Genomic DNA, 17,885 nt, shown 5'->3' with positions numbered 1-17,885 from the left:
CCGCGGGCGTCGGGTGACGTCCCGGGCCGCCCGGGGTGCTCCGGCGGCGGTACGAGGGGGTCTCGCGCGAGGGTTACCGCGCGAGTGCGGTCGGGCTTTCCAGCGGCGGCAGGCCGGACTGGGAGCGCACCAGGTTCATCTGGTGCAGCACTCCGTCGGCGAGGGTGGCGAAGCGGGGGGTGTGGCCGAGGACCTCGCCGAGCAGGTCGCCGCGCACGGCGGTGACCAGCCCGCCGACGTCGCGTTCGGCGGAGGGCTCCACGGTGATCTGGGCGTCGGGCAGGATCGACCGGACCACCTCGGCGAGGTCGCGGACCCCGCAGGTGAAGCCGCCGCTGTTGTAGAACGGGTGCTCGGCGACGACGGCGGGGTCGGCGTCGAGCAGGGCGACGAACTGGTCGGCGACCTCCTCGACGTAGATCAGGCTCATGCTGGCGTTGCCGAGTCCGACGGTGACCGGTTCGTCGAACATGGCGTCCTCGATGACCTTGGTGACTACCGAGGTCGCGCCGCTGCGCCGGCCCTGCCCGTGCACGACGCTGGGGCGCAGCGCCGTGACTGACACCCCGAAGCGGCGGGTGTAGTGCCGGGCGAGCTGCTCGCAGTAGATCTTGGCGGCGGAGTACATCCGCATCCCTGGGGCGCCCCACTGCGGGGCGTCCTCGCGCAGCGGCAGGTCGGCTGGCGCGTAGCAGGAGTCGTCGCCGAAGACGGCGATCGAGCTCGCGAGCACCACCCGGCGCAGCCCTCGCAGGCGGGCGATGTCGAGGACGTTGGTGGTGCCCTCACAGTTGGTGCGGGTGGCGAAGCCGGGGTCGGCGTCGCTGTCGGGGCCGAGCATGGAGGCGAGGTGGACGATCGCGTCGACCTGGTGGCGCTGGACGAGGTCGAGCAGCGATCCAAGGGCGGTGACGTCGCCGCGGGCGACCTCGACCGACCCGTCCGGGAAGTCGGTGCGCAGCGCCGAGATCCGCTCGGGGGAGGGCATGACGTCGAGCAGGACGACGTCGTCGCCGCGGGCGAGCAGGCGCCGGGCGATGGCCGACCCGATCAGTCCGGTGCCGCCGGTGATCAGCGTGGCGGGCATTCAGATCACCGCCAGCGGGTCGAGCATCGAGCCGGTCGCCCCGCTGATCTTCAGGGGGAGGCCGACGAAGAGGAACTCGTAGACCCGGTCGGCGGCCAGGGCCTCCAGATCGAGGCTCTCCATGATGTAGATGCCCTCCTCGATCAGCAGTCGGACGTGGACCGGCTGGGGGTTCGACGGTGAGCCCGGGTCGGGGGCGGGCTGCACCTCGAAGGTCTCGGTGTCGCTGCCGACGGCGACGACCCCGCGCTCGGCGAACAGTTCCGCGGCGCTGATGTCCGGTCCGGGGGTCTTGTGCTGGGCCATCCGGTCGCCGTCGGGCCAGAGCCCCATATAGCCGGTGCGGACCAGGACGACGTCCCAGCGCCCGATCTCCACCCCCTGGGACTCCGCGGCGGCCAGGACGTCGTCCGCGGAGACGGCGTGCCCGGCGGGCAGGCAGTCCACGCCGGCGTGCGCGGCGGCGTCGATCAGCACCCCGCGGGTGAACATCGAGGGCAGCGCGGCGGCGTCCCCGACCGAGGGACCGAAGTCGGTGAGGTGCTCGCCGGCGTTGCAGCCGCCGTACCAGTGATCGTCCTCGCCGACGGTCATGTGCGCGAGGGCGTCGATGTGCGCGCCGGAGTGGGTGCTCGAGGAGACGATCTCGGTCATCGCTCCGAGTCCGACCTCGTTCGGGGTCGGCTCCCACAGGTTCTGCCGGGCGGCCCGCAGCCCCTGCGGGGTCCGGAACGTCAGCACCTGGAACGGGGGGTGACCGGGGAACAACGGCATCCCCGGGAACCGGGGCGCCGCGAGCGAGTACGAGCGGCCGGAACGGACCAGCCCGGCCGCGCGGACCAGCTGTTCCGGGGGGATCGCGCCGGCCGGGCCGACCCCGTTCGGGGTCTGCTGGGCCGATCGCGGGGTCACGCTCATCGCCCGGACTCCTCGTCCTCGGCGCGGTCCTCGGCGCGTGCGATGACCTCGACGAGGCGCTCGGGGGTCATCGGGAGCTCGTCGATCCAGACCCCGAACGGCTTGAGCGCGTCGTCGACGGCCGCGGCGATCGCGGTGGGTGCGATCAGCCGCCCGCCCTCTCCGGCCCCCTTTACGCCGTAGGGAGTGACGGGGGAGGGGGTCTCCTGGTGCTCCAGGACGATCTCGGGCACCTCGTGCGAGCTGGGCATGAGGTACTCGCGGAACGAGCCGCTGATCAGGGCGCCCTGCTCGTCGTAGCGGTACTCCTCCATCAGCGCCGCGCCGATGCCCTGGGCGATGCCGCCGATGACCTGCCCCTCGACCAGCTTGGGGTGCATCACCGTCCCGCAGTCGTTGACCGCGTAGTACTTCAGCATCGTCACCAGGCCGCTCTCGGGGTCGACCTCGACGATCGGGATGTGGCAGGCGTGGGAGACGATCGGGTAGAAGGCGCCGGTGTCCTTGCGGTCCTCGGTGGGCATGCTCGCCAGCGGATGGTCGTAGGTGTAGGTCGCGACCAGTCCACTGGACTCCCCCTCGGGGTTGGTCTGCTTGAACAGGTGCGCCTTCATGGCCACGTCGGCGAAGGTCAGCCCGGTGTGGGTCGGCACCCCGCGGGGCCGGAACACTCCGTCGGAGAGCTCGACGTCCTCGGGGGAGACCTCCATCGCGTGGGCGGCGATGCGGATCATCTTCTCGCGCAGCTGCCCGGCGGCGCCGCGGGCGGCCCCGGAGAGCATCACGGTCAGCCGGCTCCCGCCGGGGCCTGCGGATATGGCCCCGGACGTCGAGTCGTTGTGCTCGATGCTGACGTCGGCGGGGTCGATCCCGAACTCCTCGGCGATGACCTGGGAGGCGACAGTCTGCGGGCTGTTGCCCCAGACCGGGCAGCCGAGCTCGGCCCGCACCCCGCCGAACGCGTCGATGTCGATCTTGATGGACTCAGGGGTGGAGGTCGCGGGCAGCGGCGGGTTGTCGTAGAGGAACCACCACTCGGTGGCGTTGTAGGCGGTGCGTTCCTGGCAGGTGGCCAGACCGATGCCGATGTAGCGGCCCTCGGCGCGCAGCCGCTTCTGCTCGGCGCGCCAGTACTCGACGTCGGCCAGGGTGAGGGCGCGGTCGAGCACGCCCTCGTAGTCGCCGCTGTCGTAGACGTTGCCCGAGGGAATCTTGTAGGGGAACTGGTCGGGCTGGATGAAGTTGCGACGTCGGATCTCGGCGCGGTCGATGCCGAGCTCGTCGGCGGCGGCGTCGACGAGACGCTCGAGGATGAAGTTGCCGTGGTCGGCGCCGGCGCCGCGGAAGAAGCCCTGCTGCACCTTGTTGGTCAGCACTGCCGAGACCTCGTACTGGAGGCTGTTGATGCGATAGGGCCCGACCGGCTGGGCCAGGGCGCAGCCGTGCTGGCCCGGCCCGAACTGGAAGTAGGCGCCGTAGTCGTCGATGCAGTGCAGCTTCAGGCTGAGGAACTCGCCGTCGTCGGTGATCGCGAGCTCGCCGTCGTAGATGCGGTCGCACCCGACGTTGTCGTTGGCGGCGATGTTCTCGAGGCGGTCCTCGAGGTAGCGCACCGGCTTGCCGGTGACCTTGGTCAGCGCGCCTGAGATCGCGATGACCTTGTTGAGCAGGTGCTTGCTGCCGAAGCTCCCGCCGACCGCGCACGGGATCATCCGCATGCGGCTGGTCGAGATGCCCAGCATCGAGGCGAATGACCAGGGCAGGAAGTTGTAGAAGCTGGAGTTCGACCAGATCGTCATCGACGCGGTGAACGGGTCCCAGGAGCAGACCGCGCCGGCGGTCTCGATCGGCTGGGCGCCCATGCGGTGCCAGCGGGCGTGCGTGCGGATCACCCGGTCGGCCCGGGCGAAGTCGGCGTCGACCTCGCCGTAGCTCTTGTCGGCGTGGAACACCACGTTGCCCTCGAGGGTGTCGTGCACCTTCACCGCCGCCGGGTCCATCGCCTCGACCATGTCGACCAGGGGGTCGAGGACCTCGTACTCGACGTCGATCAGACGGCAGGCGTCCTCGGCGACGTAGCGGTCGACCGCGGCGACCGCGGCGACGGCCTCGCCCCAGTAGCGGGTCTTCTCGACCGCGATCGCGTGCTGGGGGACCGGTTCGGCGCAGAACGCGGTCATCGGGCCGACGACCTCGGCGGCCTCGGCGCCGGTGAGCACGGCCACCACACCCGGGAGCGCCTTCGCCCGGGAGGTGTCGATCGAGACGATCCGGGCGTGGGCGTGCGGGCTGGCCAGGATCGCGGCGTGCAGCATGCCGGGCGGGTTGACGTCCCCGACGTAGGTTGCGCGGCCGGTGACCAGCTTCGGGTCCTCCTTGCGCTTGACCGGCTTGCCGATCCAGCGGAAGCCCTCGCCCGTCGCGGCCGCGGGGTCGGTGGTGGTCGTGTCGGTCATGCCCTCGCCCCCTGGTGCTCGACGTCCTGCCGGTCGACGTGCTGGTGCTCGGCCTCGGACATGGCGCGGCCGGCCGCGCAGACCGAGGCGACGATGTGTTGGTAGCCGGTGCAGCGGCAGTGGTTCCCGGCGATCGCGGCGCGGGCGGTCTCGGCGTCGGGACGGGGCTCCCGGCGCAGCAGCTCCTGGGTGACCATGAGCATCCCGGGGGTGCAGAAGCCGCACTGCAGGCCGTGGTTCTCGCTGAAGGCCCGCTGGATGGGGTGCATGGTGCCGTCGGGGCTGCCGAGGGACTCGACGGTCTCGACCGAGCAGCCGTCGAGCTGCACGGCGAACATCAGGCAGGCCCGCGTGATCTTGCCGTCGACCAGGATCGTGCACGCGCCGCAGACGCCCTGTTCGCAGCCGGCGTGGGTGCCGGTCAGGCGCAGCTCGTCGCGCAGCAGGTCCAGGGCCAGCGTGCGGGGCTCGACGAGGAGGTCGTGCTCCTGGTCGTTGACGGTGACGGTGATGCGCTGCTTGTCAGACATGGTGAGCTCCTTCCAGGGCGCGGGCGGCGGCCCGGGACAGCGAGCGCCGCGTGACGACGGAGGCGAGGTGTCGGCGGTAGGCCGAGGAGCCGTGCACGGTGGGGCGTGGCTCGATCTCGCGGGCGGCCAGTTCCCCGGCTTCGCGCCACACCTCGGGGTCGGTGGTGCGGCCCAGCAGGGCCGATTCGGCGGCTCGCGCGCGCTGCGGCCGGTCGCCGACCGCCCCGACCGAGATCCGTGCCTCGGTGATCTGGCCGTCGTCGTCGAGACGCAGGATCGAGGCGACCCCGCAGACCGGGAGCTCGCCGTGGCGGCGGGTGATCTCCAGGAACGCCGATCCGGTCCGCCCGGTGGGCAGGGCGGGCAGGCGCGCCTCGACCGCCATCTCGTCCTCGGCCAGCGCGGTCCGGTAGGGACCGAGGAACATCTGCTCGGCGGGGATGACGCGCTCGCCGCGGGTGCTGCGCGCCACGATCTCGCCGTCGAGGGCGACGAGCGCGGTCGGTAACTCGGCGCAGGGGTCGGCGAAGGCGATGCTGCCCACGACCGTGCCCCGCTCGCGGACCGAGACGTGCGCGACCTCGGCGCCCGCCTCGCTGAACACCGGGGTGTGTTCCCGGATGACCGGGGAGACCTCGGAGGTCCGCTGGCGCACCAGGGCCCCGATCCGCACCACGCCGTCCTCGACGGTGACCTCGTCGAGCCCGGGGATCCGGTTGATGTCCACCAGGACCCCGGGGGTCTCGGTGCGGGCGTTCATGAGCCGGATCAGGCTCTGCCCGCCCGCGAGGACGCGGGCGTCCGAGCCGTGTTCGGCGAGCTCGCCGAACACCTCGTCCAGGGTTCGAGGTGACTGGTAGGAGAAGACGGCTGGCTTCACGGCGAATCCTTCCCCGGCTTCGGTGCCGGCGGCAGACGTAGTGGTGTCAGTGCTCGTGCTCGTCGGGCGATGCGCCCATCACGAGCGCCCCGAAGTGCTCGATGTGGTCGCGCATCTCCTTGCCGACCAGCTCGGGGTCGCGGTGGCGCAGCGCGCGGACGATCGGGAGATGCAGGTCGGCGATCGCCAGCAGGTCGTGGTCGACCCGCGAGAAGGTGATCAACGTGCGCGTCTCGACGTGCAGCGAGCGCCACAGGTCGAACAGCAGCGAGTTGCCGGACGCCTCGATGATCAGCTCGTGGAAGCGGGCGTCGTGGTGGAGCTGGCTGTGCACGTCGGCCCGCGACGCGGCGTCGCGCATCTCGCCGATCTCGGCGTCGAGCAGCCCCAGGGTCTCCTCGGTGATCAGAGGTGCCGCGGTCCGCCCCGCGACCTCCTCCAGCGCCGCACGGACCGGGTACATCTCGCCCAGCTCATGGGCGGTCATCGCCCGCACCCGGACCCCGCGGTTGGGCTGGCTCTCGACGAAGCGCATCGCCTCGAGCTCGCGCAGCGCCTCGCGCACCGGGGCCTGACTGATCCCGAGCTCCTTGGTGAGCCGGTGCTCGACGATCCGCTCACCGGGGCCGTAGACACCGTCGAGGATGCGCCGCAGGACGAGCTCCCGGACCTGCTCACGCAGGCCGCCGCGAGTCAGCGCCCCCTCGTTCTCACGCACCATGTGCCCCTCACCGTTGAGATGCCCGTCACTCGGACGAGGACGAGAATTATCGATAATCGAGAATCTGTCAACCGGGTGCCGACGTGGAGCGCCAGGCGCAGGGGCGCCCTGGTCCGGCGTCCGGCCGTGCGCGGAGGCGACCACGTCGCGAACACCCACTGTGGGAGCAGGAGCGCGGTACCTGATGTCGATCACGTGCCGGAGGTCGACAGCCGGCCCGCTTAACGGCCGGGGTCGCAGCGGATGGCCGGCGCCGAGGCGCGGCTGGCTCGGGACCATGCGCAGGAACTGCACGTCGGCCCGCGTTGCGGCATCCGACTGATTCCCGCTCGCAGCGCTGGTCAGGAGCTAACAGCCTCCGGCTGACCGTCGATGCCCGCCTCGACGACGGCACGAGCCGCCGTCGAGGTCGGGGGAGTGACAGGTGGACATGGACCAGGGCGGTCACCGCGAGGGCTACTCAGGCGGGGTGCGATGGATGCCGTCGGCCGCCGACTCCGCCGGTCCTTTCGCGGCTCCAGGACCGACCCCGCCGGAACGGCCGCTCGGCGGGGGACCGGTGCCCTCGGCTCCCACGTCACGCCCGCTACCCGCGCCCGGACGGACGCCTCACCCGGGCCACGCCATCACCGCCCCTGCCGGGCCTGCCGAGTCGTCACCGGCCGGAGCCGGCCGCCATCGGGTGCCTGACGTCATCCCTGCTCCCCGGCCCGCGCCGCCGTCCCCACCGCTCCCCGACCCGGCGTCTGAGCCTCGGCGTGGCCTGTTCGGCGGTCGACGTCGCCGCGACGTGGAGGCCGAGAACAGTGCCCTGGCCGAGCGGGTCGCCGCCCTCGAGGCCGAGCTCGCCCACACCCGGGCCGGCGCCGGCCGCGAGATCCACGCGCTGCGCGGCCAGGCCGGGCAGCTGTCGGCCCGCGTCGCTGCGCTGCAGAACAAGGACGTCGCAGCCCTGGAGCAGGAGACCGCGCTCGCCGCGGAGCAACTCGCCCGCACCCGCGCCGAATTGGTCGCCGCCGACGACGCCGCGCGAGCCGCGCAGCAGCGGGCCCACAAGACCCACGAGCAGAGCGAGGCCCGTGAGCGGGCCGCGACCGCCGAAGCCGAGCGGATCGTGCTGTTCGCCCGGACCGAGGCCAAGGACCGGGTCCGGGTCATCGAGCGCGACCTCGACCGCCAGCAGGCCCGGCTGGCCGAGCTGCAGGCCCAGATCGTCGTCACCGAGGACCTGGCGATGCTGCAGGAAGCCGGCATCTACGAGTACCGCCACCGCCTCGCCGACGCCGTTGCGTACAAGAGCCAACTGGACCATCTCAAGGACGCCATCAAGACCCTCGTCCGACGCGACTCGGCCATCTTGTCGACCACCAGCTGGACGGTGAACGGCTCCACCACCGAGGGCCGCAAGATGGTCCGCGACTTCTCCAAGCTCATGCTGCGCGCCTACAACGCCGAAGCCGACAACTGCGTGCGCACCATGCGCCCGCACCGCCTGCCCTCCTCGATCGAACGGCTGGACAAGGCCCGCGACACCATCGCCAAGCTCGGCGCCACCATGCACATCCGCATCGACCCCGGCTACCACTCCACCCGCGTTCAGGAGCTCGAACTCACCGCGGACTACCTCGCCAAGCAGGAAGAGGAGAAGGAGCGTATCCGCGCCGAGCGGGAACGCCAACGCGACGAGGACGCCGCCCGCAAGGAGTTCGAGCGGGAGAAGACCCGGCTGGCCAAGGAGCAATCACACTGGGAACGCGTCCAACAGAAGTGGGAGACCCAGGGCGACGAGGACAAGGTCGCCGAGGCCGCCGAGAAGCTCGCCGAGATCGGCGAAGCCATCGCCGGCGTCGAGCGCCGCGAAGCCAACATCCGCACCGGCTGGGTCTACGTCATCTCCAACGTCGGCGCCTTCGGCGAGAACATGGTCAAGATCGGGCTCACCCGCCGCCTCGACCCCCGCGAACGAGTCCGCGAACTCGGCGACGCCTCCGTGCCGTTCAGATTCGACGTCCACGCCCTCGTCTTCAGCGAAGACGCCGTCAGCCTCGAGAACCGGCTACACCATGACCTCGCCGACCGCCGCGTCAACCGCGTCAACCTACGCCGAGAGTTCTTCCGCGCCACCCCCGCCGAAGTCCTCGACGTCCTCGGGCGCACCGAAGCCCGCAAACACCTCCTCGAATACACCGAGTTCGCCGAAGCCGAAGAATGGCGCACCAGCCTCGCCCTATCCGGAAATGGTTCGGAGGCCACCGAAGGCTGACATAACGTGCGGATGCGGTCGACCTGTCTTGCTCGCACGACCTGTGCCTCGCATTAGCAACTCGACGTTGTATCCAGGTCGCGGGAGGAGCGAAGTCGGCCTTCGTGAGGGGGAGGGCTCGGAGGAGTGGTCTCGGACCGCGTGCCAGATCGGTAGGTGCCAGACGGTCAGTGTGGGGCTGCTGGGTATTCGTCGTGGCGTCTGGCTCGGTAGGCGGGGAGCTGGGGGCGGCCAGTTGGAGTGTCTTCCCAATCTTCTTGGCGTCCCAGCGGCGTGAGATCGAGCATCGACAGGGTCGGCAGTAGCGGCTCCACCCCGCGGGCGGAGACGTAGTAGGTGCGATAGATCTGATCGTGGTCGTCGCGAAGGAACACGTTGAGTCCGAAGTATTCGTTGACGTTGAAGTCGCGGCTGAAGGTGTCGTCGGGCAGTGAGAACCAGGGGATGTGTCGCCATCCCATGCGGGTCTGGAGTTCTGTGATCTGCTCCGGGCTCGCTGGGGACACCACGACGAAAGAGGTGTCCCAAGCGTTGAGGTGCGCCAGGTGCGGGACGTGATCGGCGAGGTAGGAGCAGCCGGCGCAGCCCTTCTCGGGCCACCCGTCGACGTCGGGTTGGAAGAAGAAGCGGTAGACCAGCAACTGCCGGCGTCCCTGGAACAGCTCGAGCAGCCCGACCTCACCCTGCGATGTCACGAACCGGTAGCTGGTGTCGACGCGGGTCATCGGCATCCGGCGACGTCGGGCGGCCAGCGCGTCTCGGGCGCGGGTGAGCTCCTTCTCCTCGAGCAGCATCGCCTCGTGGGCCGCCTCCCATTCCTGCGGCGAGACGACCGCGGGCAGTGCGTGATCAGGCAACGGCAGCCCGGTCATGTCGATCCTTCCCCGGAGCAGTCTTGAGTGTTTGCGGCGTCCGCGCTCAGCCTGCCAGAGGTCGATCTACCTGCCGCCTCGACAGCCCGGACGACTCCGCCGCGGCCGGAGACCGACTCGTCGCGATGCCGCGATAACGGGGATTATCGCGGCGTCACTCTTCCGGTGTTGTGCGAGCGGCACGCATGCAGCGGCTTCGGGAATTTGTGCCCGCGGGTCGCGCAGTACGTGGTGGGTCCTCGAGGGCGTGCGCAGCACGGTGTGGGTCGTCACGGGGAGGTCGAAGGAGTCGACGCCGCGCGGCTGGTCGGCGTCTGGACCTGGTCACGTGGTCCTTTGACAGCCGTGCTGGTCGGCGACCGCCTCTGCGATCGGAGCAGAGAACCCGGGGCGTGTCTCGTGGAACCAGGTCTGCCGCAGGACGGTGCGTGGCGTTGCGCCCCGGTCGTCGATCAGGTCCGGGCAGAGATCGAAGCGGCACACGGTGGGGGGTGCCAGGTCGCTGTCCACGGTCCAGGCGATGGTCTTCTCGCGCTCGAGGGCCACGATGCGTGAGACGGCGTGCCACACGCCGTGCTCGGCGTGCGCGTGGTCGCTGACGAAGCGCGCGCCCAGCTCCGCTTCGTGGGCGCCGTCGACCCACCGCGCCGACAGCATGTTCGGGTGGAGGCCGGGCATCCGGTCGACGTCGGTGAGCGCCGCCCACACCTGGTCGGGGTCCCGGGCGAGGGTCAGGGTGTGGGTGATCCTGCGGACCGGGTCTCCCGCCCGCGTCCCGTCCGTGCCGTCGGTCCCGGTCACGGGCGCCCGCCCGCGGGCTCGCCCGGATCGGACTCGGTCCGGCGGCGCTCACGGTAGGCGCGCATGGACATCTGGGAGCGGCAGGTCGAGCTGCAGTAGAGGCCGGCGGAGTTCCGGGTGTGGTCGAGGAAGCCGGCGTGGCACGGCGGGTTGCTACACATCTTGGAGCGGGCCCACAAACCCTCGGTGGCCGCTCGGAAGATCGCCGCGAGGATCCGCCCGATCGCCGACGCCACGCCGGTCTGCGGAGACGTGATCTCGCATCCGCCGGCACCGACGAGGAGATTCACCGGGTGCAGGCCCGCCGCGCGGTGGAGGTGCTTCTCGGCCGCGGCCAGGGCGCCGTCCTGGATCGGTGCCCCGACATGGTCGACGAGCAGGACCGCCAACGCCTCCCGCAGTTCCCGCGCCATCGCGGCGTCGGCGTCGGTCACCGGATCGGCGCCGTCCACGAGGTGCTCGTGGAGCAGCCACTCGCGGAACGCGCTCCCGTCGGCGATGAGCTCGGGCTGTCCGTTCCCCGCGGCGCGGGTGTTGACGAACCGGATCACCAGTTCCGCCGAGTTCACGGCGTCCCGCTCGGACGCACCCGCGGTCGGAGCAGTCATGCCAGCGCACCTCCCGAACGCCGGTCACCGAGCCGACGTGGAAGCGAACGTATCACGGCTAACTGCTTTTGCCGACAACCAGCGACCCCGAGCCCGGTCCTGGGGAGGTCGTCGACCGCCTCGCCCCTGTCCGGTCCGCCGAGGCTCCTCGAGTCCCGAGCCTCACCAACCTGGATAAGGGCGTCGCTTGCACCCGGGTTCCCGTGGTGCGGCGAGATGAGTTGCCGGTCAACGAGGAGGAGGTGTCACCGAAACTGCTCCTTGCGGACCGAAGTTGCTAGCTACTAGCTTTCATCGGCAACGGCATCACGATAGGCGACAGTGGGTCCGACGACCTGCGGCCGGCCGGGCATGCCGATCTCACTCTCCCGACTCGGAAGGACTTCACCATGAGCACTGCTCTCATCACCGGCGCGTCGTCAGGGATCGGCGCGGTCTACGCCGACCGTCTCGCACGACGCGGTGACGACCTGATCCTGGTCGCCCGCAACCGCGACCGCCTCGAGGCCCTGGCGGCCAGGCTCATCGAGGAGACCGGCCGGAAGGTCGAGGTGCTGGCGGCGGACCTGGCCGACGAGGTGGACCTCGCCCGGGTCGAGGAGGTCCTGCGCTCCGAGCGCGACATCACCGTGCTGGTGAACAATGCCGGTGTCGGGGGTGTCGGACCGCTCGTCGAGTCCGACGTGGACGCGGTGCAGGCCATGATCACCCTGAACGTCACGGCGCTGACCCGCCTGACCTACGCCTACGTGCCCGGCGCGGTGGAGCGCGGTGAAGGCACGGTGATCAACATCGGGTCGGTGGTCGGGGTGGCCCCGGAGTTCCTGAACGGGGTCTACGGCGCGACGAAGGCCTATGTGCTCGCGCTGACCCAGTCCCTGCAGCACGAACTCGCGGCCACCGACGTCCGCGCGCAGGCCGTTCTGCCGAACGCGACCGCGACCGAGTTCTGGGACGTCGCCGGACGCCCGCTGAGCAACCCGGACGGCGTGATGTCGGCGGAGGACCTCGTGGATGCCGCGCTGGTGGACCTCGACCGGGGTCAGCTGGTCAGCATCCCGCCGCTGCAGGACCAGGAGCAGTGGGAGGCCTACGAGTCCGCCCGCGGGGTGCTGAAGGCGAACTTCGGGTCGGGCACCCCTGCTCCGCGCTACGCGAACGCCTAGCCCTCGAAGGTCTCGGTATGTGACCGCGGCATCCGTCTGCTCATAATAGCTCTCTTGAGGAGAGTGACGTTGTTGGTGTCTCGACGGTCAGTGTCGCCGAGGTCGGCGCGCTGCCCGGCTCGGGCGACCCCGGCAGAACCCGTTCACGAGGAGGAGACCGTCATGCCGATCTACGAGGTCCAGTCCCAGCGCGGCACGTTGAGCCCGGACGCGCGGCGCGCGCTGGTCGAGAGCATCACGGCGATCCACGCCGAGGAGACCGGCGGGCCCGTCGACTTCATCAACGTCATCTTCGCCGACCTCGAGCCCGACTCGACCTACACCGGCGGCAAGCCCTCGCGGCCCGTCTTCGTCCGCGGGCAGGTGCGTGCCGGGCGACCCGACGAGGTCCGCCTCGCGATCATGACCAGGATCAACGACGCCGTCATGGCGGTCACGGACGTCGACCCGATGCGGGTGGCGGTCGTGGTCGAGGACCTGCCCTCGAAGTGGGCGATGGAAGCCGGCCACGTGTTGCCCGAACCCGTCGCGGCCGAGGAGGACGCGTGGTTCGCCAAGGTGGGGGCGCGTCCGGCCTGAGCTGCGCGGCTGCGTCCCCTGGCGTCGCTTCAGATGGCCAGGGGACGCACGTCGTCCCACTGCGACGGCCGGATCCATGCGGTGGACTCCGGTCGCAGTGGGGCGCGGCACGACACGCACCAGTCCGCGGACTCGGTCGCCTCGGTCCCGCACCGTCGGCAGTACACCTCCAGTGCGGTCCACTCGAGCGCGGGCGGGGTGTTGTGCTTGTCTCCCCACCGGGCCAGAGCCTGCAGGATCGGCGCGGTGTCCCGGCCCGCCGCGGTCGGGTGGTACTCGTAACGAGGTCGGACCGTGCCCGTGTACGGCACCTTCTCCAGCAGTCCGGCCTCGCACAGCGCCGCCAGTCGCTTGCTCAGCACGGAGTCCGCGACGTCGAGCCGCGAGCGCAGCTCGTCGAAGCGGCGGTCACCGCTGAGGACGTCGCGCATCACCAGCATCGCCCACGGATCCCCGAGGACGTCGAGACAGCGCGCCATCGGGCACGACTTCTCCGACCAGTCCGACCGCAGCGGCACGTCAGCATCCACCCCTCGTTGACTTTCTTCGGAGAAGCATATCTGGGACGGTCTCGGATGGACGCGGCCTCCGCGTCGTGACCTCCTGAGAGGAGCGGACGTGCCGTCCCTGCAGCTCGACGCCCCCCGCACCTACGACCCCGCCACGCGGCGGCGGCTGGCGGAGGAGATGGGCGTGGTCTACGCCCGGATCATGCAGGTCGTCCCCGAGATCATCACGGTGGTCGTCCGGGACGTGGGGGAGGGGCACGTGTGGCGGTGCACCACGGGACGGCCGGAGGAGGCCGCGCTGCTCATGTGCGACGTGCGTTCGGGGCGGACCACCGAGACCCGCGCCGAGCTCGCGCGAGCGCTCATCGCGGTCTGCGCCGAGCACGGTCGTCTGGACCCTGCTCGCGTGAAGGTCGAGTTCACCCAACATCCGGGCTCGGACATGTACCACGCGCATCTCGGTGGCTTCAACCACGACTGGGCTGCCGACGAGACGACGGCCTGAGGGCCGCATCACCACCAGCACCCGCGGGTCCGCGAGCAGCCCGGCGCGCCCCACGCTCACCGGAAGGACATCGCCGTGCCCACCTACATCTGCTTCGCGCAGGCCGACGTGATCTCCCGGCAGCAGCGTCAGGACCTCGCGAGTGCCATCACCGACGCTCACAGCCGTGCCACATGTCTCGGCGTCCTTCTCTTTGGGGGAGGCCGACGTGTCGTAGCCGGGGGTGGGAACACGGTGATGGCAGGTCATCGGACGACTTGGCCGACGCCTGGTCGGAGACCACCGGCGTCGCGAAGAAGGACGTGGCCATCGTCATCCAGGAGGTGCCCGGTGCCGACGTCCTGGAGGACGGCGAGATCCCGTCACGACCTCGCGGGGCGAGGGCGCGATCTCCCGATCGACGCGCCGTCGTCACGGTCGTCCCGCCGGGACGCGCTGCCGGGCCCGTCGGCGCGCGACGCCTCTACCCTGCCGGACGTGGCGTCGGATACCGCAGAAGAACCGTCGTGGCGGCAGCCGCTGCCGCCGCAGCCGCGAGGACGTCGCCGGCGGGCCCAGATCGTGCAGGCGACCCGGGAGCTGATCGACGAACACGGGCCCGGCGCGTCGGAGGTGTCGATCAAGGGCATCGCCGACCGCGCGGGAGCGTCTGCGGCCACGATCTATCACTACTTCCCCGACGTCGAGAGCGTGGTCGCCGCTGTTGCGGCGGACTACATGGATGAACTGATCGCCGCGGTCGACCCCGTGCTCTCCGCGGACCACGACGACCCCGGCGTCCTGCTCGACACCCTGGTCGCGGTGTATCGCGACCAGTTCGCCGCCCACCCCGGCGTGCGTGAGCTGTGGTTCGACCGACGGGCCTCCCCGACGGTCACCCGCATCCATGAGTACTACCGGGCAACACTGGTCGACAAGCTGCAGGCGGCCGTGGCGCGGTTGTCCCCGACGCCGGGGACCACGCGTGACCACCTGATCATGGTCACCATTGCGGGCTCGCTGTGGGAACTCGCATTCGCTCTCGACCCGGCCGGGGACCCCGCGGTGATCGCCGAGCTCCACGAGGCGTGCGCGGCCTACTGGCGTCGGCGGTTCGGCCTCCGCATCCCGAGCCCCGAGGGGGCTTGACAGCGGCCGTCCGCCAGCAGAAGGTGAACTCGAATCGAGTTTATCTTCGGGAGGGGTCGTGCTCGACGCGGAGAGGGCGATCTGGCCATCAGCTCGGTCGGGTGAGGGACGCCGATGGTGGAGCTGATGGGTGAGAACTGGATCCCCGTGATGCTCTCCTGCGGGCTGCCCGGCCGACGCCGAGCTGCGCGCGGGAACCAGGGCCGCTCAGGTCGATCCGGGCGTCCCCGCGGGGGTGTGAGAGGGACCGATCGGCTCTCGACCCCCGACGCGGCCAAGGCTCGTGCCGTTCCCCACGAGACCGACAGGTCGATCCGCGTGACCACTACGGGGGGTCGGGATCGCCGCGTGGGCCACCCGGGTTCTCGGGATGAGTCGCCGAGGCACGCAAGCCGCTGGAGACCCTCGCCGTGCTGCGGAAGGACTGGAGCCGTAGCCGGCTCGAGGCCGGCACGCCGGTCCCGGTGGTGCGGACTTCGCTGCGGGTCTGAGCTCCGGACCCGTCCCGAGTGCGTCTCGCCCGTTCCGTGCCTCGTCCGTCCGTCTTCGATCGTCCACCACGACCGTCGCCCCCCGAGCGGGGCGTGAAGGAGTGCTGTCAGCGATGACGACCCTTGTCGACCGTCCCGGTACCGGGCGACCCGGCGCCGGGAGCGCCGCGCCGCGGCTGACCGCCGAGCAGGCGGGCCACCTCCGCCACATCGACAATCTCTCGCGTCTGCCGCGCGGGGACTGGCGGCACATGGCCGGTCCGCTGCCGATGCAGGAGGACTTCAACGCCTACCGCTACCAGCTCGGCTACATGAGCCTCGCCCTCGCGCTCGCCCACTACCACCGCCTGCCCGCGGCACCGGTGGTCTTCCACGACACCCTCGACCGGCTTATCCAGCGAATGCTGGAACCGGACGTGTGGACCTACTGGCGGGACACCAGCACCCAGGGCGGCTTCGGGCCCATCGACCTGCCGCAGCTACCGAGCCGGACCGACCCGGTCGCGGTCGACAACATCATGTACAGCGCCTACCTGCAGATGATGACGCTGCTGTTCACGATGCTGTTCGACGACCGCCGCTACGAGCAGCCCGACTCCCTGACCTTCGCGTTCCGCCCGATCCTGTTCGGCCGCGACCGGCGCGACAGCTTCGCCTACGACCAGCGGACCCTCAACGAGCGCATCTACTGGAACATGGTGCGCAACGGCTACCTCGGGGTGGCCTGCGAACCCTTCTGCGTCTTCCAGATCTGCAACCAGATCCCGATCCTCGGGTTCCGGCTGCACGACCACCTCTACGGCGGCCAGACCGCCGAGGAGGTCATGGAGGGCTATCGCCGCGCGTGGAGCCAGTTCGGTGACGGGGTCGGACCCGACGGGCACTTCGCCAAGTTCGTGGTCCAGCGCAACGACCTGCTGCCCACCGACCTGCTGATCGATCAGGGCTCGGCCTGGACCGACGCCTGGCTCGGGATGCTGCTCAACATGTGGCGTCCCGAACTGGTCCGGGACACCTACCGCGACAAGCTCGAGAACTGGATCGACCCGACCCCCGAGGGCACGATCGCGGTGCGCAACCTCGCGCTGCCGCCCGGCGCCGAAGGCCTCGCCGAGCCCGGTCTGCACAGCGAGTTCGGCTGGGTCGCCGGGTGGGCCTCCGAGATGGGTGACCGCGCGACGCTCGAGGGACTGTTCCGTCACGCCGACACGGTCATGAACCCACAGTGGGACAAGGGCGGGCTCTACTACCCACGCCACGATGCCACCTACGACACCGCAGGCCGCTTCGCCTCCATGACCCCCACCGTGAGCAACGCGATGCTGCCCTATGCCCGGCTCAACGTGGAGGACGGGCTCCGCACGCTGTTCCAGCGCCCCTGGACCGACCGCGACCGACAGCGTCCCGCTCTGACCGGCCGCGACGACGACGTCGACGTCCTGCGCGCCGTGTACGACGACGAGAAGGACCACCTGGCCCTTTCGGTCGCGCCACGCCACGGGCTCACCACCGTCGCGGCAACGCTCACCATCTCCCGGGTCGCCCCCCGGCCCTGGACGCTGCTCGTCGACGGCGAACCCGTCGCGCGCAGCGAGGACGCCGCCACCGACGCCGGCCGCGGCATCGGGGTGCGCCGCACGCCCGACACCCTGACCGTGTCACTGCCCCTCGAGGGCGTCCGGGATGTCGACGTGCAGTGGCGGCGCTGATGCCCGCGCTCGTGCCGCGCTACCGCCTGCTCGACCACCACGGCCGTGCCGTCACCCAGGACGACTTCGCCGGCTCCTACCAACTCGTCTTCTTCGGGTTCACCCACTGCCGCATGGTCTGCCCCCGCGAGCTGGCCAAGCTCGACGACGTCCTCGAAGCGCTCGGCCCGCTCGCCGAGCGCGTCCAGCCGCTCTACATCTCCGTCGACCCCGAACGGGACACCCCCGAGGTGATGCGGGCTTTCCTCGAACGGCACCACCCGCGCTTCCTGGGTCTCACCGGCACCACCCAGGACGCCGAAGCGGCCCGTGAGGCCTTCCATGTCTTCGCCCGGCGCGGTGTCGATCCCGAGGACCCCGAGGGCTACGCCGTTCCGCACACCACTCTGACCTACCTCCTTGATGCCAACGGCGACTACCTCACCCACTTCGCCGACGTCCTCGACGCAGAACGGATCACAGCGCGGCTGCGAGAACTCCTGCAGTAGTCGAGGGCCCGCCCACCAGAACGAGTTCGTTGCGAACATCGACAGCGAGGCCGCCGACATCTCACGGTGGGCCGGCCGCGCGTCGAAGTGATTCGTCGTCGACCTTCACCTGTTTCACGGCTATCGCAGCCCACCCACATTCCGTCGCGTGACGGGGCGGTCGCCCCGGGCGTC

The 17,885-nt window shown here is 70.5% G+C and carries 17 protein-coding genes; 7 read left to right on the top strand and 10 right to left on the bottom strand.

Annotated elements, in window-relative coordinates:
- Positions 1–73 precede the first annotated feature (73 nt).
- The 6 genes from QSK00_RS15685 to QSK00_RS15660 are packed head-to-tail and all read right to left on the bottom strand — an operon-like array spanning position 74 to position 6,592.
- Positions 74–1,087 (bottom strand): NAD-dependent epimerase/dehydratase family protein, encoded by a 1,014-nt coding sequence (locus QSK00_RS15685; protein ID WP_285592053.1) that lies wholly within the window; start codon positions 1,085–1,087, stop codon positions 74–76.
- Entirely contained in the window at positions 1,088–2,005 is a 918-nt protein-coding gene (locus tag QSK00_RS15680; protein WP_285592051.1) for a cyclase family protein, read from the bottom strand.
- A complete protein-coding gene (locus QSK00_RS15675) occupies positions 2,002–4,461 on the bottom strand; it encodes a xanthine dehydrogenase family protein molybdopterin-binding subunit (RefSeq protein WP_285592050.1) in 2,460 nt (819 codons plus the stop codon). The genes QSK00_RS15680 and QSK00_RS15675 overlap by 4 nt, the downstream gene beginning before the upstream one ends.
- Positions 4,458–4,991, bottom strand: coding sequence for a (2Fe-2S)-binding protein (locus tag QSK00_RS15670; RefSeq protein ID WP_285592049.1), 534 nt, complete (start codon positions 4,989–4,991; stop codon positions 4,458–4,460). Before QSK00_RS15670 ends, QSK00_RS15675 begins: the two co-directional genes overlap by 4 nt.
- Complete coding sequence (locus tag QSK00_RS15665; RefSeq protein WP_285592047.1) at positions 4,984–5,871, bottom strand: FAD binding domain-containing protein; 888 nt, start codon at positions 5,869–5,871, stop codon at positions 4,984–4,986. Before QSK00_RS15665 ends, QSK00_RS15670 begins: the two co-directional genes overlap by 8 nt.
- A gap of 46 nt (positions 5,872–5,917) precedes the next feature.
- Complete coding sequence (locus QSK00_RS15660) at positions 5,918–6,592, bottom strand: GntR family transcriptional regulator (RefSeq protein WP_285592046.1); 675 nt, start codon at positions 6,590–6,592, stop codon at positions 5,918–5,920.
- 790 nt (positions 6,593–7,382) lie between these two features.
- On the opposite strand from QSK00_RS15660, the gene QSK00_RS15655 reads away from it, so the two are divergent.
- A complete protein-coding gene (locus QSK00_RS15655) occupies positions 7,383–8,855 on the top strand; it encodes an SNIPE associated domain-containing protein (protein WP_285592045.1) in 1,473 nt (490 codons plus the stop codon).
- Positions 8,856–9,022: 167 nt separating this feature from the next.
- Here the strand turns inward: QSK00_RS15655 and QSK00_RS15650 are convergent, their stop codons facing one another.
- From QSK00_RS15650 to QSK00_RS15640, 3 genes are all read right to left on the bottom strand, one after another.
- Positions 9,023–9,727 carry a DUF899 family protein gene (locus QSK00_RS15650; protein WP_285592044.1) on the bottom strand — a complete coding sequence of 235 codons (705 nt, stop codon included), beginning with the start codon at positions 9,725–9,727 and terminating at the stop codon, positions 9,023–9,025.
- Positions 9,728–10,051: 324 nt separating this feature from the next.
- Positions 10,052–10,528, bottom strand: a complete 477-nt coding sequence (locus QSK00_RS15645) for an SRPBCC family protein (protein ID WP_285592042.1) — start codon at positions 10,526–10,528, stop codon at positions 10,052–10,054.
- Positions 10,525–11,136, bottom strand: a complete 612-nt coding sequence (locus tag QSK00_RS15640) for a CGNR zinc finger domain-containing protein (RefSeq protein ID WP_285592041.1) — start codon at positions 11,134–11,136, stop codon at positions 10,525–10,527. The genes QSK00_RS15645 and QSK00_RS15640 overlap by 4 nt, the downstream gene beginning before the upstream one ends.
- Positions 11,137–11,525: 389 nt before the next feature.
- On the opposite strand from QSK00_RS15640, the gene QSK00_RS15635 reads away from it, so the two are divergent.
- Both QSK00_RS15635 and QSK00_RS15630 read left to right on the top strand, forming a co-directional pair.
- On the top strand, positions 11,526–12,302 hold the full coding sequence (locus QSK00_RS15635) for an SDR family NAD(P)-dependent oxidoreductase (RefSeq protein ID WP_285592040.1): 777 nt from the start codon (positions 11,526–11,528) through the stop codon (positions 12,300–12,302).
- A gap of 162 nt (positions 12,303–12,464) precedes the next feature.
- Positions 12,465–12,881: a tautomerase family protein gene (locus tag QSK00_RS15630; RefSeq protein WP_285592038.1), complete on the top strand. Its 417-nt coding sequence runs from the start codon at positions 12,465–12,467 to the stop codon at positions 12,879–12,881.
- A gap of 29 nt (positions 12,882–12,910) precedes the next feature.
- Here QSK00_RS15630 and QSK00_RS15625 read toward each other — a convergent pair whose 3' ends face one another.
- Positions 12,911–13,399: a winged helix-turn-helix transcriptional regulator gene (locus tag QSK00_RS15625; protein ID WP_285592037.1), complete on the bottom strand. Its 489-nt coding sequence runs from the start codon at positions 13,397–13,399 to the stop codon at positions 12,911–12,913.
- 100 nt (positions 13,400–13,499) lie between these two features.
- On the opposite strand from QSK00_RS15625, the gene QSK00_RS15620 reads away from it, so the two are divergent.
- The 4 genes from QSK00_RS15620 (at position 13,500) to QSK00_RS15605 (ending at position 17,711) form a co-directional block, all read left to right on the top strand.
- Complete coding sequence (locus tag QSK00_RS15620; protein WP_285592036.1) at positions 13,500–13,895, top strand: tautomerase family protein; 396 nt, start codon at positions 13,500–13,502, stop codon at positions 13,893–13,895.
- A gap of 477 nt (positions 13,896–14,372) precedes the next feature.
- A complete protein-coding gene (locus QSK00_RS15615) occupies positions 14,373–15,023 on the top strand; it encodes a TetR/AcrR family transcriptional regulator (protein ID WP_285592035.1) in 651 nt (216 codons plus the stop codon).
- A 604-nt stretch (positions 15,024–15,627) separates the two neighbouring features.
- Positions 15,628–17,223, top strand: coding sequence for a linalool dehydratase/isomerase domain-containing protein (locus QSK00_RS15610; protein WP_285592034.1), 1,596 nt, complete (start codon positions 15,628–15,630; stop codon positions 17,221–17,223).
- The gene (locus QSK00_RS15605) at positions 17,211–17,711 is read left to right on the top strand and encodes an SCO family protein (protein WP_285592032.1); all 501 of its coding nucleotides are present in this window, start codon (positions 17,211–17,213) and stop codon (positions 17,709–17,711) included. Before QSK00_RS15610 ends, QSK00_RS15605 begins: the two co-directional genes overlap by 13 nt.
- The last annotated feature ends 174 nt before the right edge of the window (positions 17,712–17,885 follow it).

Source organism: Actinomycetospora sp. NBRC 106378 (assembly GCF_030269685.1).
Taxonomy (GTDB): domain Bacteria; phylum Actinomycetota; class Actinomycetes; order Mycobacteriales; family Pseudonocardiaceae; genus Actinomycetospora.
The sequence above is the reverse complement of the archived record's forward strand: the minus strand, read 5'-3'. Positions and strand labels throughout refer to the sequence as shown.